This is a genomic window from Suipraeoptans intestinalis, from assembly GCF_034091795.1.
Classification (GTDB): Bacteria; Bacillota; Clostridia; order Lachnospirales; family Lachnospiraceae; genus Suipraeoptans; species Suipraeoptans intestinalis.
Genome location: NZ_JAXFXH010000026.1, coordinates 53,002 through 66,613, shown reverse-complemented (window position 1 = coordinate 66,613; position 13,612 = coordinate 53,002). Strand labels below are relative to the sequence as shown.

Below are 13,612 nucleotides of genomic sequence, written 5' to 3'. Positions count from 1 at the left end.
TTGGCAAATAATCCCAGCTCTTTCCGCAGCTTCAACAGTCCTGCTTCCGGTCTTTTGGACGGTTCCAGAAGATACCAGGGAGACACTGTCGGATCTCCTCCGATGGATCCCATCAGGATGGCATCGCAGGCTTTTGCCTCTTCTACCGTCTGATCGGTCAGGGGCTCTCCGTGCACATCAATAGAAGCTCCTCCCATCAAAAGCTGTCGGTACTGACAGTTGTGTCCGTACAGCCGCGCCACTGCGTCCAACACTTTCATCGCCTCTTCTACGATCTCGGGTCCGATTCCGTCTCCCTTTATGACTCCTATCTTCCAATCCATCTGTTTCCCTCTTTTCTATAAAAATCTATATGCCTGTTATCATAGCGCATTTCCTTTGAGATTTCAAGAATTTAATTTGCTAAAGTGAAAGAGAAACAGAGCCAGCTTCCGGCTGTGCCGGAATTTCTGACTCTGTGCGCTTTTTTGGCAGCTTTTTGCCTCCATCGGATCCTGTTTCCTATCTTGCTCCCAAGACCTTTCTTGCGTACTTTATGCTTTCCTGATCGGGAGGCAGGACGCCTTCCAGCGGATAGACCATCCCCAGTTCTTTCCATTTATAGGCCCCCATGGTATGGTAAGGAAGCACCTCCACCCGTTCCACATTGGACAGCGTATCCAGAAAATCCCTGAGTTGACAAAGATGTTCCTCGCTGTCCGTCCTTCCGGGAACCAGAACGTGTCGAATCCAGACCGGTTTCTTCTTTTCTGCCAGATATCTGGCCAGTTCCTTGACGTTGGCATTGGTGTGACCGGTCAGACGTCTGTGCTGTGCCTCGTCCATCTGTTTCAGATCCAGGAGAATCAGATCCGTATACTGCATCAGCTTTTCAAATGCCGCAAAAAATCTTCCCTGCCTGGTAAAAGGACCTCCGCCGGTATCCAGTACCGTGTGGATCCCTTCTTCTTTTGCTTTTTGGAACAATTCGGTCAAAAACTCTATCTGCAGCAGAGGCTCTCCCCCGCTGACGGTAATCCCGCCGGTTTCTCCCCAGTAGGGCCTGTACTTTTTTGCCTGCGCTATCAGCTCTTCTGCCGTGCGACGCGTCCCCGCATGAAGTTTCCAGGTATCCGGATTGTGGCAGTACTGGCAGCGAAAGCCACAGCCCGACAGGAAGATCACAAACCGCACTCCCGGACCGTCCACAGATCCAAAGGTCTCTATTGAATGTACATAGCCTTCCATCTTCCTTCCCCCTCTTCTGTCAGCGACATACTGTTTGCTTCGTTTTCCTACATGGATTTATGGCAGGTTCTTGCGATCACATCCAGCTGCTGTTCTCTCGTCAGGTCGATAAATTTTACCGCATAGCCGGACACACGGATGGTAAAGTTGGCGTATTCCGGTTTTTCCGGGTGCTCCATAGCATCCACCAGTTTCTCTGTTCCGAATACGTTGACGTTTAGATGATGAGCTCCCTGTTGGAAATATCCGTCCATGATCCTGGTAAGGTTTTCCTTTCGTTCTTCCTCACTGTGTCCCAGCGCATCCGGGCTGATGGTCTGAGTATTGGAGATTCCGTCCAGCGCCAGCTCATAGGGAAGCTTTGCGACAGAATTCAGAGAAGCTAACAGTCCGTTGGTCTCTGCTCCATAAGAAGGATTGGCTCCCGGAGCCAGCGGTTCTCCCGCCTTTCTTCCATCCGGCAGAGTTCCCGTTGCCTTTCCATAAACCACATTGGAGGTAATGGTCAGAACAGAGGTGGTGGGCTCGGAATCCCTGTAGGTATGGCACTTCTTCAATTTTGCCATAAAGGTTTCCAAAAGCCAAACTCCGATTTGGTCCGCCCTGTCGTCGTCATTTCCATATCTGGGAAAGTCCCCTTCGATCTCAAAATCCACTGCAATTCCGTTTTCATCACGGACAGGCTTTACCTTTGCATACCGGATCGCGCTAAGAGAATCGATCACATGAGAAAATCCTGCGATTCCTGTGGCAAACGTCCGCCTTACATCACTGTCGATCAGCGCCATTTCTGCCGCCTCATAGTAATACTTATCATGCATATAGTGGATCATATTTAGGGTATCTACATACAGCTTGGACAGCCACTCCATCATATCGTCATATTTCTTCATCACCTCGTCATAGTCCAGGTATTCCGAAGTGATCTTCTCATAGGCCGGTCCTACCTGCGCCTTGCTTTTTTCATCCACGCCTCCATTGATAGCGTAAAGAAGGCACTTGGCCAGATTGGCTCTCGCTCCAAAAAACTGGATCTCTTTTCCCGTCTGCGTGGCAGATACACAGCAGCAGATGGAATAATCGTCTCCCCACACCGGCCGCATTACATCATCATTTTCATACTGCACGGAACTGGTGGCAATGGAGATGTAGGCCGCATATTTCTTGAATTTCTCCGGAAGCCGCTGGGAATACAGCACCGTCAGATTAGGCTCCGGGGACGGTCCCATATTCTCCAGAGTGTGCAGGAACCGGAAGTCCGTTTTGGTTACCATACTTCTTCCGTCCTGCCCCAGACCGGCCACCTCCAGGGTCGCCCACACCGGATCTCCCGAAAACAGTTCATTGTAGGCAGGGATCCTTGCAAATTTTACCATACGGAACTTCATCACCAGATGGTCGATCAGTTCTTGGGCTTTTGCCTCTGTTAAAAGATTCCTCTCCAGATCTCTTTGCAGATAAATATCCAGAAAAGTGGAAATCCTTCCCACGCTCATGGCTGCTCCGTTCTGGGTCTTAATGGCTGCCAGATATCCGAAGTACAGCCATTGCACCGCCTCCCTGGCATCCTTTGCCGGTCTTGAAATGTCGTATCCGTAGATCTGTGCCATCTCTTTCATTTCATGGAGTGCCTTGATCTGATCCCGGATCTCTTCCCGCAGCCGGAAATCTGTACTTCTTAAACCATGCCGCTCGCTGTTGGCAAAATCCTGCTCCTTCTTTTCGATCAGGAAATCCAGGCCGTAAAGCGCCACCCTTCTATAATCTCCTACGATCCGTCCTCTTCCGTAGGTATCCGGAAGTCCTGTAATGATCTTACTCTTTCTGGCCCGTTTCATCTCCGGCGTATAGATGTCAAACACTCCCTGATTATGGGTCTTGTGGTATTTGGTAAAGATCTCATGCAGCTTTTCACTGGGCGTATAGCCGTAGGTCGTGCATGCCTTTTCTGCCATATTGATCCCCCCATAGGGCATAAAGGCTCTTTTCAGCGGTTTGTCGGTCTGCAGTCCCACCACTTTTTCCAGCTCCTTCTCCTCCGGAAGGATATAAGCTGCCGGGTAAGCAGTGATTCCGGAAACCACCTGGGTTTCCATGTCCAGCACGCCCCCTTTTGCTCTTTCTTCCTTTTGAAGCTCCTGCAGTCTGCCCCACAGGCGATTCGTGGCTTCTGTGGCACCTTCCAGGAAGCTTTCATCCCCCTCATAGGGTTTGTAATTTTCCTGGATGAACCGTCTGACATCTACGGTTTCCTTCCATCCTGTTCCGCGAAATCCATCCCATTCTCTTCCTTCATATCCGTTGCCTGCCATATCTGATTCTCCCTTCAAATTGAGATTTGTTATCAATTACAGGGCGAGTATAACACCGGCTTCCCTCTTTTTCAATAGACATTTTAATAATAATTTCCGTTTTTGTTTATGCACTTGATTTTGTACACAGATTGTACGAGGATCTGTACAAAACACTGGTTTTCCGGGATTTTTTCCTGCTTTTTCCCTGCTCTTTTCTTGCCGTTAGACCGCCTGCTTCTACTTCTCCTTCTCCCGTTGCGAGACCTCTTTCCCCAGCCGTATGGCATACTCCAGAGAGGTGCAGGCAGTTCCCTCTTCGGAAAGTTCCTTCACCGCACGGCTGCAAAAAAGGTACGACCTTCAGGTTTCCCTCCAAGATCATACCTTCTCCTTTTCACACAACTGTTATCTATTAAGCCTCTGACGCCTTTTCTACTCTTGCAACAGCCGACTTCTGCATCGGAATACGACAGTTTTTGTTGCTTCCGAACTCTACAATGATATCTTCTTCTGACACATCGATCACCACTCCGTAAAACCCACTGGTGGTCAATACAGTATCTCCTGCTTCCAGCTCTGCGATCATTGCCTGAATCCTTTTCTGTTCCTTTTTCTGCGGTCTCATGAATAAGAACCAGAATCCCCCGAATATGACTACATATACGATAAGAAGGACTCCCCAGTTTCCTCCCAATCCCTGTGCTGCTAATGCGTACATCCTTTTTCCTCCTGCTTTCTTAGATTGTCAATTGCTATCATACACAATATCTCTTATTTCATCAAGCTATTTTAAAGATTTCTCTACTTTCCCTGCATCCCGTCCAGCTTTCTTTTCTTATATTCCCGGTAGTTTCCTGCCTCGATCGCCTGACGGATCTCCTCCATCATAGTATTATAAAAATACAGGTTATGCAGAACACAGAGCCGCATTCCCAGCATTTCCTTTGCCTTCAGCAGATGCCTGATGTAGGCTCTGGAATAATTCCGGCAGGCCGGACACCGGCATCCCTCTTCGATAGGTCTGTCATCCAGCTCGTATTTTGCATTGAAAAGATTCTTCTTCCCGCTGTTGGTATATACATGGCCGTGCCGTCCGTTCCTGCTGGGATAGACACAGTCAAAAAAGTCCACGCCTCTCTCTACCGCTTCCAGGATATTGGCAGGCGTTCCTACGCCCATCAGATAGGTCGGTTTTTCCTCCGGCAGATACGGAACCACCTCGTCCAGGATCCGATACATCTCCTCGTGGGATTCTCCCACTGCCAGTCCTCCTACCGCATACCCGTCCAGATCCAGGCGGCTGATCTCCTTTGCATGGCGGATGCGGATATCTTCAAATACGCCTCCCTGGTTGATTCCAAATAACATCTGGTGGGAATTGATGGTATCCGGTCGTGCATTCAGGCGTTTCATTTCTTCCTGACAGCGAACCAGCCATCTGGTCGTCCGATCCACGGAATGACCGATGTAGTCTCTGTCCAGCGTACTGGAGGGACATTCATCAAAGGCCATGGCGATGGTGGATGCCAGATTCGACTGGATCTGCATACTCTCCTCCGGCCCCATGAAAATCTTTCTGCCGTCAATATGAGACTGGAAATAGACGCCTTCTTCCTTGATCTTTCTAAGACCCGCCAGGGAAAACACCTGAAACCCGCCGGAATCCGTCAGGATCGGTTTGTCCCAGTTCATAAACTTATGCAGGCCTCCCAGTTTTTTTACGATCTGATCCCCCGGCCTTACATGCAGGTGATATGTGTTGGACAGTTCCACCTGGGTGCGGATCTCCTGCAGATCCGTCGTGGCAACGGCTCCTTTTATGGCTGCAGCCGTTCCCACGTTCATAAATACCGGAGTTTCTATTACGCCGTGCACCGTCTGAAGCCTTCCTCGCTTGGCACGTCCGTCTTTCTTTTGTATCTGATACATTCTAACCTCTTCTTCTCCTAAAAATGACAAACCACCGGAATTCCCGCACTGATCAGATCATATAGCTGAGCCGCTTTGTCTGTGGGCATATTGATACAGCCCCTGGATCCGTTGTGAAGATACCAGTCTCCCCCGAAGGTAGGCTGCCAGCTGGCGTCATGGAACCCGATATCCCCATTAAATGGAATCCAATACTGTACCGGCGATTCATATTCGTATTTTCCGTCTTCCAGTTTTCTTCCCCGAAGCACTGCGTTTCTGGTTTTATATGCCACGGTATAAACGCCCTGGGGCGTATTTCTTCCCAGGTTGGGATTGCCGGTTACGATGGGGGATTCCAGAACCACCTGTCCGTTCTGGGTATAATACATCATCTGTGTGGTCAGGTTTACTTCGGCATAGGTGCCTCCTACGTCGTTTCCGGAGTGGCTTGCCGCCCGGCTGCTGTAATTTGGCTCCCGTGTCACTACCGTTCCGTTCTTGATATCTGCAAGCAGCGCGTCATACTCCGCATCCTGATCGATCCTCCAGCCGTAGCTGCCTCCCTCTACCGTCACCACTTCTCCTGTGGCCGTTGTGAAATTTCTCGGCTTTCCCTTGGTGTCATACTTTTCCGCCAGGGACTGCACATATCCCCGGACCGCCTCCTCGTCGAAAGAAGCCTGCATATTGTCGTCCACCTTGACCCACTGGGAGATCACGGCAGAATCCACCACTTCCGTCACCGGAGTCAGGTCGTAGGTGATCTGGGCTCCCAGATAGGTGTTCATGTCCTTGGCCGCCTGGATCACTTCCTTGGAATCGGACAAATACTTGGGCAGGATGTAACAGCCCTTTTTTACCATGTCCAATCTGGGGCGGAACCCGTCGATGGCTTCCCTGACCTCCTTGTTGAACTGCTCCGTATTCACTTCCGTTCCGATCACTTCCGGCGCCACCACAAAATGGTCCACCTGAAATTCAGGATGGGCATTGGCAGACGGCTTTTGATTTTCCGGCTTCATGATCTCCAGACGCTTGATCACACCTTCCAGTTGGGATTCATTGTAAGACACTCCCACCTTTGCCGTGATCTTCGGATGCTTCCACAGGGATTTTATCCAGAAAAGAGAATCCTGCTCCTTCACCAGCCGGTTCAGCTCCTCTCCCCTTACATATTCCAGTGAAATATCCGCCCCTCTGATTTCTTCCGTATCTCCGTCAGATTCTTCCAGCGTCAGCGCATAGCCTTCCACCTGCTTTTCCATAAACGATTCTACCTGTTTTATGTTTTTCAGCGAAAAATCGTTTCCATTTATCTTGGTATAGAAGAGAAAATGACTTTGGAAATACAAAATAAACCCTGCGTATATCAGGCACAGGATTCCCAGCAGGGAGCCCAGGATGATCAGGGTGATCTTCAGTCCTTTCGACATCCCTTTGGCTTTTTTGCCTACTTTTTCCACAGATTTTTCAATTGCCTTTTCTCTCCTCCAGTTTCTTCTCTTTCTCTTCCTTGTCATCTATCCATACTCCTTTAGAACCTTACTGAAATATCATAACAATTCTTATTATAGTATGACTACTTTTAAAAGTACAGCAAAAGTATTTCTTACACTTAATTTTGTACAAAAAGTCCTTTCAGCCGGAGGAATTCCCGCCTCCTTTTATGCTAAGTGAGAACTTTCCCCCTCGATTTTTTCTTTCTTTTTTCCGTAGAATGTACTATTCTGTGTTCAGATAGATTTTTACGGTGAAGGAGGATACCATCTTGCAGATCATTTTAGCCAGTCAGTCTCCCAGAAGGCGACAGCTCCTTGAGCTTTGCGGTCTTTCTTTTTCTGTAAGGACCGCTCCTTGTGAGGAGGCTTCCATCTCTCGGAAGCTCCGGGCACAGACGGCTCATCTGGATGCCTACCGACAGGCGGACCATCTTACAAAAGCCCTGTCTCGTGAAAAGGCTCTTTCCGTCTTCCGAAGCTTCCCCTCCGACGTGGTGATCGGAGCAGACACGGTGGTGGTATCCGGTGACCGGATCCTGGAAAAGCCCCGTGATTCCAAAGAGGCGGAGGAAATGCTGTTATCCCTGTGCGGGATCACTCACCGGGTCTATACCGGCGTCACTTTGCTTGCCCCTTCCTATGACCACACTTTTTCTTCCTTTGCCACGGTAGAATTTTTTAAAGATTCGCCGGCCATGCGCCATATCATCTGTGCTTACCTGCGATCCGGTTCTCCCATGGATAAGGCCGGCGCTTATGGCATACAGGATTTTGGTTCTCTGATGGTAAAATCCATTCAGGGAGATTTTTACACGGTAGTGGGCCTTCCTGTTGGACTTCTGTATCAGAAGCTTCTGGAAATCCCGCAGATACATTTACAAACGGACTTGCAAAGGAGGTAGCTTATGTCTGGATCTACTTATGGACAACTGTTTCAGATCTCAACCTGGGGGGAATCTCATGGAGAGGCGACCGGCGTCGTAATCGACGGCTGCCCGGCAGGCCTTCCCCTCTCTGCCCGGGACATACAGCCATTTTTGGACCGCAGGCGTCCGGGCGTTTCCCCGGCTGTCTCCTCTCGACAGGAAGTCGATCAGGTGCAGATCCTGTCCGGCGTTTTCAACGGGTATACCACCGGGACTCCCATCAGTCTTCTGATTCCCAATACGGACACGAGACCGGAAGAATACGAACAGATGAAACACTGCTTCCGCCCCGGCCATGCCGACTTTTCTTTCCAGCAAAAATATGGGATCCGGGATCACAGGGGAGGCGGACGCTCCTCCGGACGGGAAACCGCTGCCCGTGTTGCCGCCGGAGCGGTGGCCTCCCTTCTCCTGAAAGAATTCGGCATTTCCATAACCGCCTTTACGCGCTCTCTCGGCCCCATTCACCTGCCGGAGGGAGAGGAAGATTTTGCTTTTCTCCCTCGCTCTCCCGTTTCCCTTCCTCATGAGGGTCTTTCTTCGGCGGCTCTCTTGCTCCTGCAGAAGAACCGGAAGAAGAAAGATTCCTGCGGCGGAGTGGTAGAATGTCATGTCCGAGGCCTTATGGCGGGTCTTGGGCAGCCTGTTTTCCAAAAGCTGGACGCCCTGCTTTCCCATGCCGTCCTTTCTATCGGTGGGATCAAGGGGATTGAATTCGGTCTTGGCTTCTCCGCTTCCTCTCTCCTTGGAAGTCAGTACAACGACTGTTTTTTTGCTGCCGACGGTCAGATCCATAAATCCTCCAACCACGGAGGCGGCATACTGGGGGGGATCAGTGACGGGGATCTTCTGCTTTTCCGCGCGGCTGTAAAGCCCACCCCGTCTATCGGTCTGCCTCAGGATACGGTTACACAAACGGGAGAAAACACGGTTCTGTCCATTTCCGGAAGGCACGACCCTTCCATTGTCCCGCGGGTCGTCAGTGTGGTAGAGGCCATGACAGCCCTGACTCTTGCGGACCTGCTGCTTCTTCATGCCTCTTCCCGTCTGGACGCTCTGAAAAAGGTCTACAGCGCTTCCTTTCAAGATTCGTTTTAACGATTTGTCATCCTGCCGGAGAGTTTTTCGGATACGCAAAAATGTCAGAAAAATTCTCCGGTATTTTTTCGAAACGCCTCCGCCGAGGCCCCTGATTTCATCCCTTTCAAATTTCCAAAACATACGTGAAAAATATCTTTTTTTCATCTTGATTTTTTGCAGATACATAGTATAATGTGTTTTGGTAAAGTTAATAAATACTAAACTCTGTGTTTATTTTTATTTAACACAAAAGGAGACTGTTATGAACATAGGAAACAAGCTTCGTCAGCTTCGGATCGCCAAAGATCTGACCCAGGAGGAACTGGCTGATCGTGCGGAACTGTCCAAGAGCTTCATCTCCCAGCTGGAACGGGATCTGACCTCCCCTTCGATTTCTACTCTGGTGGATATCCTGCAGTGTCTGGGAACCACCATCAGCGCTTTTTTTCAGGAGGACACCAAAGAGCAGGTCGTGTTCCGCGACGAAGACTACTTTGAAAAAGAAGAAACCCAGCTGAACAACAAGACAGAATGGATCATCCCCAATGCGCAGAAAAATATGATGGAACCCATCCGTCTGACTCTGGGCCCCGGCGGAAGCACCTACCGGGACATTCCCCATGAAGGAGAGGAATTTGGTTATGTCCTGAAGGGAAGTATCCGCCTTCATATCGGGAATGATGTTCATCTTGCAAAAAAAGGAGAAGCCTTTTATTTTATCCCAAACCGGGAACACTATATAGAAGCGGGTTCCCCCTCGGGCGCTGTCATTATCTGGGTCAGCACGCCTCCCAGCTTCTAACCCCATACCATTACATGATCGGAGGAAGATTGCCATGTCGCACAAATTAATTGACCTTACACACATTTCAAAATCTTACGGGAGTAATCTGGTTCTGGATGATCTGAACCTGTACATCCGGGAAAATGAATTTCTCACACTGCTGGGTCCCAGCGGCTGCGGAAAAACGACTCTCCTGCGTATTTTAGGCGGATTTGAATCTCCCGATACCGGAAGTGTCGTTTTTGACGGGCAGGATATTACCGACCTGGCTCCCAATAAGCGCCAATTAAATACCGTGTTTCAAAAGTATGCGCTCTTCCCCAACATGACCATTGCCGACAATATTGCATTCGGTCTGAAAATCAAGGGAAAGACCAAGGCTTATATCCAGGACAAGATCCGTTATGCCCTAAAGCTGGTCAACCTGGAAGGCTTTGAAGACAGGATGCCGGATTCCCTCAGCGGCGGTCAGCAGCAGCGGATCGCCATCGCCCGCGCCATCGTCAACGAGCCCAAGGTTCTTCTTCTGGACGAACCGCTGGGAGCTTTGGATCTCAAGCTTCGCCAGGATATGCAGTACGAACTGATCCGCCTGAAAAACGAACTGGGAATCACCTTTGTCTATGTGACCCACGATCAGGAAGAAGCGCTTACCATGTCCGATACCATCGTGGTCATGAACCAGGGCTACATCCAGCAGATCGGAACGCCGGAGGATATTTATAATGAGCCTAAGAACGCTTTTGTCGCCGATTTTATCGGGGAAAGCAATATCCTCTCCGCCACCATGGTGGAGGATAAGCTGGTAAAGATCCTGGGCGCCAATTTCCCCTGTGTGGATGTAGGATTCGGAAAAAATCAGCCGGTGGACGCCGTGATCCGTCCTGAGGATATCGATCTGGTGAAGCCGGAGGACGGCATCATAGAGGGTGTTGTCACACACTTGATCTTCAAAGGCGTCCACTATGAGATGGAAGTCCTCGCCAACAATTTTGAATGGCTGGTCCACAGTACCGATCTGGTGGAGGTCGGTACCGAAGTAGGCATCCAGGTAGACCCTTTTAATATCCAGATCATGAAAAAACCAGAATCAGAAGATGCGGAGGCGGCTACCATTGAAGAATAAGAACAGAAAACTCAAACAGCTTCTGTCCGGTCCCTACCTGTTTTGGATGATCTCCTTTATCATCATCCCCCTGATCATGATTTTTTATTACGGACTGACAGACACCAAAAAGAATTTTACTTTGCTGAACCTGGCAAAGATCACTACCCCGGAAAACCTGAAAGCGCTGGGTCTGGCCCTTTTACTTGCATTTATCAGCACGCTTTTGTGCCTGCTTCTGGCCTATCCCCTTTCCATGATCCTGCGAGATTTTCAGATGAACCAGTCCAGCTTCATTGTGCTGATCTTCATCCTGCCTATGTGGATGAACTTTCTGCTTCGGACGCTGGCATGGCAGAATCTTCTGGAAAAAAACGGCACCATCAATGCCATCCTGCATTTTCTTCATCTGCCCGGCCTGAAGATCATCAACACGCCCTATGCCATCATTTTGGGGATGGTCTATAATTTCCTGCCCTTTATGGTCCTGCCCATCTATAACGTTCTTTCCAAGATCGACAAAGATGTGATCGCAGCTGCAAGGGATCTGGGCGCCAATCCGGTACAGACTTTTCTCCGGATCATCCTGCCCCTTAGCGTTCCCGGGATCATCAGCGGCATTACCATGGTATTTGTCCCTGCCCTTACTACCTTTGTGATCTCCGACCTTCTGGGCGGCAGCAAGATCCTGCTGATCGGAAATGTCATCGAGCAGGAATTCAAGCAGGGAAGCAACTGGAACGTAGGCAGCGGACTGTCTCTTGTTTTAATGATATTCATTATTATCAGCATGGCGCTTATAGCCAAATACGATAAAGACGGGGAGGGAAATGCATTTTGATCCGCAGATTTTTACAACGGTTTTATCTGGTTCTTATTTTTATACTGCTTTACTCTCCTATCGTGACTTTAATGGTTCTGTCCTTTAACAGCTCCAAGTCTCGGTCAAAATGGGGAGGATTTACCCTGAAATGGTACGAGCGCCTGTTTCAGAACGATCAGATCATGAGTGCCCTTTATACCACTCTTCTGATCGCTCTGCTGTCTGCCCTGATCGCCACTTTGATCGGTACGGCAGCCGCCATCGGCATTCATTCCATGAAAAAGAAATACCGTACCATCATGATGGGCGTTACCAATATCCCCATGTTAAATGCCGATATCGTAACCGGTATCTCCCTGATGCTTTTGTTTATCGCGTTTCGCTTTTCGCTTGGCTTCTCCACGATCCTGATCGCACATATCACGTTCAATATTCCCTACGTGATCCTGAGCGTCATGCCAAAGCTGAAGCAGACCAATGTAAGCACCTACGAGGCAGCTCTGGATCTGGGAGCTTCCCCCCTGTATGCTTTTTTTAAAGTGGTATTCCCGGACATCCTGCCCGGCGTATCTTCCGGATTTCTGCTGGCCTTTACCATGTCCCTGGACGATTTTATCATCACCCACTTTACAAAAGGGCCCGGGGTAGACACCCTTTCCACAAAAATCTACAGTGAAGTACGAAAAGGGATCAAGCCGGAAATGTACGCTCTTTCTACCCTGCTGTTTCTTTCTGTGCTTTTGCTGATGATCCTGGTGAATCTGGCTCCTGATGAAAAGAAAGGCCGGCATCCGGCCGCTTCCGGCGTGTCTAAACGGCAGGCTGTCAGTACCTTCGTGCTGAAAAAAGTGGTGCCGGCTGTTATGATCCTTCTGATCACCATAAGCGGCGTTTTCTACGCCTCCCGCGATAAATTAAGCAGCGATAACCAGGTGATCGTCTACAACTGGGGAGAATATATGGATCCCCAGATTCTGGAACTGTTTGAAAAAGAAACAGGGATCCAGGTGGTCTACGAGGAATTTGAGACCAATGAGATCATGTACCCCAAGATCCAGTCGGGCGCCATTGCCTATGATGTGGTCTGCCCCTCTGACTACATGATCCAGCGTATGATCCAAAATGATCTTCTGGCAGAGATCGATTATACGAACATTCCCAATATCAAGAACATCGGCCAAACCTACCTGGATCAGTCCCGGCAGTTTGATCCGGAAAATAAGTACTCCGTCCCCTATTGCTGGGGAACTGTAGGGATCCTTTATAACAAGACCATGGTCACCGAACCGGTCACCAGCTGGTCCATTCTGTGGGATCCCAAATACAAGAACAATATCCTGATGCAGGACAGTGTGCGGGATGCCTTCGGCGTTGCTTTAAAATATCTGGGATATTCCCTGAATTCCACGGATCTGGATGAACTGGAAGCGGCAAAAGCTCTGCTTTTGAAGCAAAAGCCTCTGATTCAGGCTTATGTGATCGATCAGGTTCGGGATAAGATGATCGGGAACGAGGCGGCCATCGGCGTGATCTATTCCGGGGAAGCCATCTACACCCAGTCGGAAAACCCTGACCTGGAGTATGTGATCCCGCAGGAAGGCTCCAATGTCTGGATCGATTCCTGGGTGATCCCCAAAAATGCAAAGCATAAAAAAAATGCAGAGGCCTTTATTAACTTCCTCTGCCGTGCCGATATTGCCAAGATGAATTTTGATTATATTACTTACTCTACTCCGAATGAAGCTGCCAGAGAGCTGATCAAGGATGAGGCGATCCGCAACAGTCCGGTGGCCTTCCCGTCAGCCCAGCAGCTGGAAAACTGTGAAACCTTTAATTTTCTCGGAGAAAAAAACGACAGGATCTACAATCAGATGTGGAGGGAAGTGAAATCCCGTTAAAGCTGCCGCCTCTGATGCCATTGATAAAATTTATTGTGTTTCAGGATCTGTCGTTACTTCATGGG

Annotated in this window: 12 protein-coding genes; 6 read left to right on the top strand and 6 right to left on the bottom strand. The window is 49.4% G+C overall.

Annotated elements, in window-relative coordinates; all coding sequences use genetic code 11:
• The 6 genes from SOW26_RS09245 to SOW26_RS09220 form a co-directional block, all read right to left on the bottom strand.
• Positions 1–323: isocitrate/isopropylmalate family dehydrogenase (locus SOW26_RS09245; protein ID WP_320652283.1), on the bottom strand; the 323-nt coding region annotated here is incomplete at its 3' end.
• A gap of 178 nt (positions 324–501) precedes the next feature.
• Positions 502–1,227, bottom strand: a complete 726-nt coding sequence (gene pflA / locus SOW26_RS09240) for a pyruvate formate-lyase-activating protein (protein WP_320652282.1) — start codon at positions 1,225–1,227, stop codon at positions 502–504.
• A gap of 47 nt (positions 1,228–1,274) precedes the next feature.
• The gene (pflB, locus tag SOW26_RS09235; RefSeq protein WP_276959979.1) at positions 1,275–3,539 is read right to left on the bottom strand and encodes a formate C-acetyltransferase; all 2,265 of its coding nucleotides are present in this window, start codon (positions 3,537–3,539) and stop codon (positions 1,275–1,277) included.
• Between the two features lie 394 nt (positions 3,540–3,933).
• Entirely contained in the window at positions 3,934–4,239 is a 306-nt protein-coding gene (gene yajC, locus SOW26_RS09230) for a preprotein translocase subunit YajC (RefSeq protein WP_154478664.1), read from the bottom strand.
• 83 nt (positions 4,240–4,322) lie between these two features.
• The gene (tgt, locus tag SOW26_RS09225; protein ID WP_154478663.1) at positions 4,323–5,450 is read right to left on the bottom strand and encodes a tRNA guanosine(34) transglycosylase Tgt; all 1,128 of its coding nucleotides are present in this window, start codon (positions 5,448–5,450) and stop codon (positions 4,323–4,325) included.
• Positions 5,451–5,467: 17 nt separating this feature from the next.
• On the bottom strand, positions 5,468–6,952 hold the full coding sequence (locus SOW26_RS09220) for a L,D-transpeptidase family protein (protein ID WP_276959981.1): 1,485 nt from the start codon (positions 6,950–6,952) through the stop codon (positions 5,468–5,470).
• A 248-nt stretch (positions 6,953–7,200) separates the two neighbouring features.
• Here SOW26_RS09220 and SOW26_RS09215 point away from each other — a divergent pair, with 248 nt between their 5' ends.
• From SOW26_RS09215 to SOW26_RS09190, 6 genes are all read left to right on the top strand, one after another.
• Positions 7,201–7,833, top strand: coding sequence for a Maf family protein (locus SOW26_RS09215; protein ID WP_276959982.1), 633 nt, complete (start codon positions 7,201–7,203; stop codon positions 7,831–7,833).
• 3 nt (positions 7,834–7,836) lie between these two features.
• Positions 7,837–8,955 carry a chorismate synthase gene (aroC, locus tag SOW26_RS09210; RefSeq protein ID WP_320652281.1) on the top strand — a complete coding sequence of 373 codons (1,119 nt, stop codon included), beginning with the start codon at positions 7,837–7,839 and terminating at the stop codon, positions 8,953–8,955.
• 244 nt (positions 8,956–9,199) lie between these two features.
• Positions 9,200–9,739, top strand: a complete 540-nt coding sequence (locus tag SOW26_RS09205; RefSeq protein WP_154478659.1) for a helix-turn-helix domain-containing protein — start codon at positions 9,200–9,202, stop codon at positions 9,737–9,739.
• Between the two features lie 34 nt (positions 9,740–9,773).
• Positions 9,774–10,847 (top strand): ABC transporter ATP-binding protein, encoded by a 1,074-nt coding sequence (locus tag SOW26_RS09200; RefSeq protein ID WP_154478658.1) that lies wholly within the window; start codon positions 9,774–9,776, stop codon positions 10,845–10,847.
• Entirely contained in the window at positions 10,819–11,667 is an 849-nt protein-coding gene (locus SOW26_RS09195) for an ABC transporter permease (protein ID WP_154478657.1), read from the top strand. The genes SOW26_RS09200 and SOW26_RS09195 overlap by 29 nt, the downstream gene beginning before the upstream one ends.
• Positions 11,664–13,547, top strand: a complete 1,884-nt coding sequence (locus tag SOW26_RS09190) for an extracellular solute-binding protein (RefSeq protein ID WP_276959985.1) — start codon at positions 11,664–11,666, stop codon at positions 13,545–13,547. Before SOW26_RS09195 ends, SOW26_RS09190 begins: the two co-directional genes overlap by 4 nt.
• Positions 13,548–13,612 lie beyond the last annotated feature (65 nt).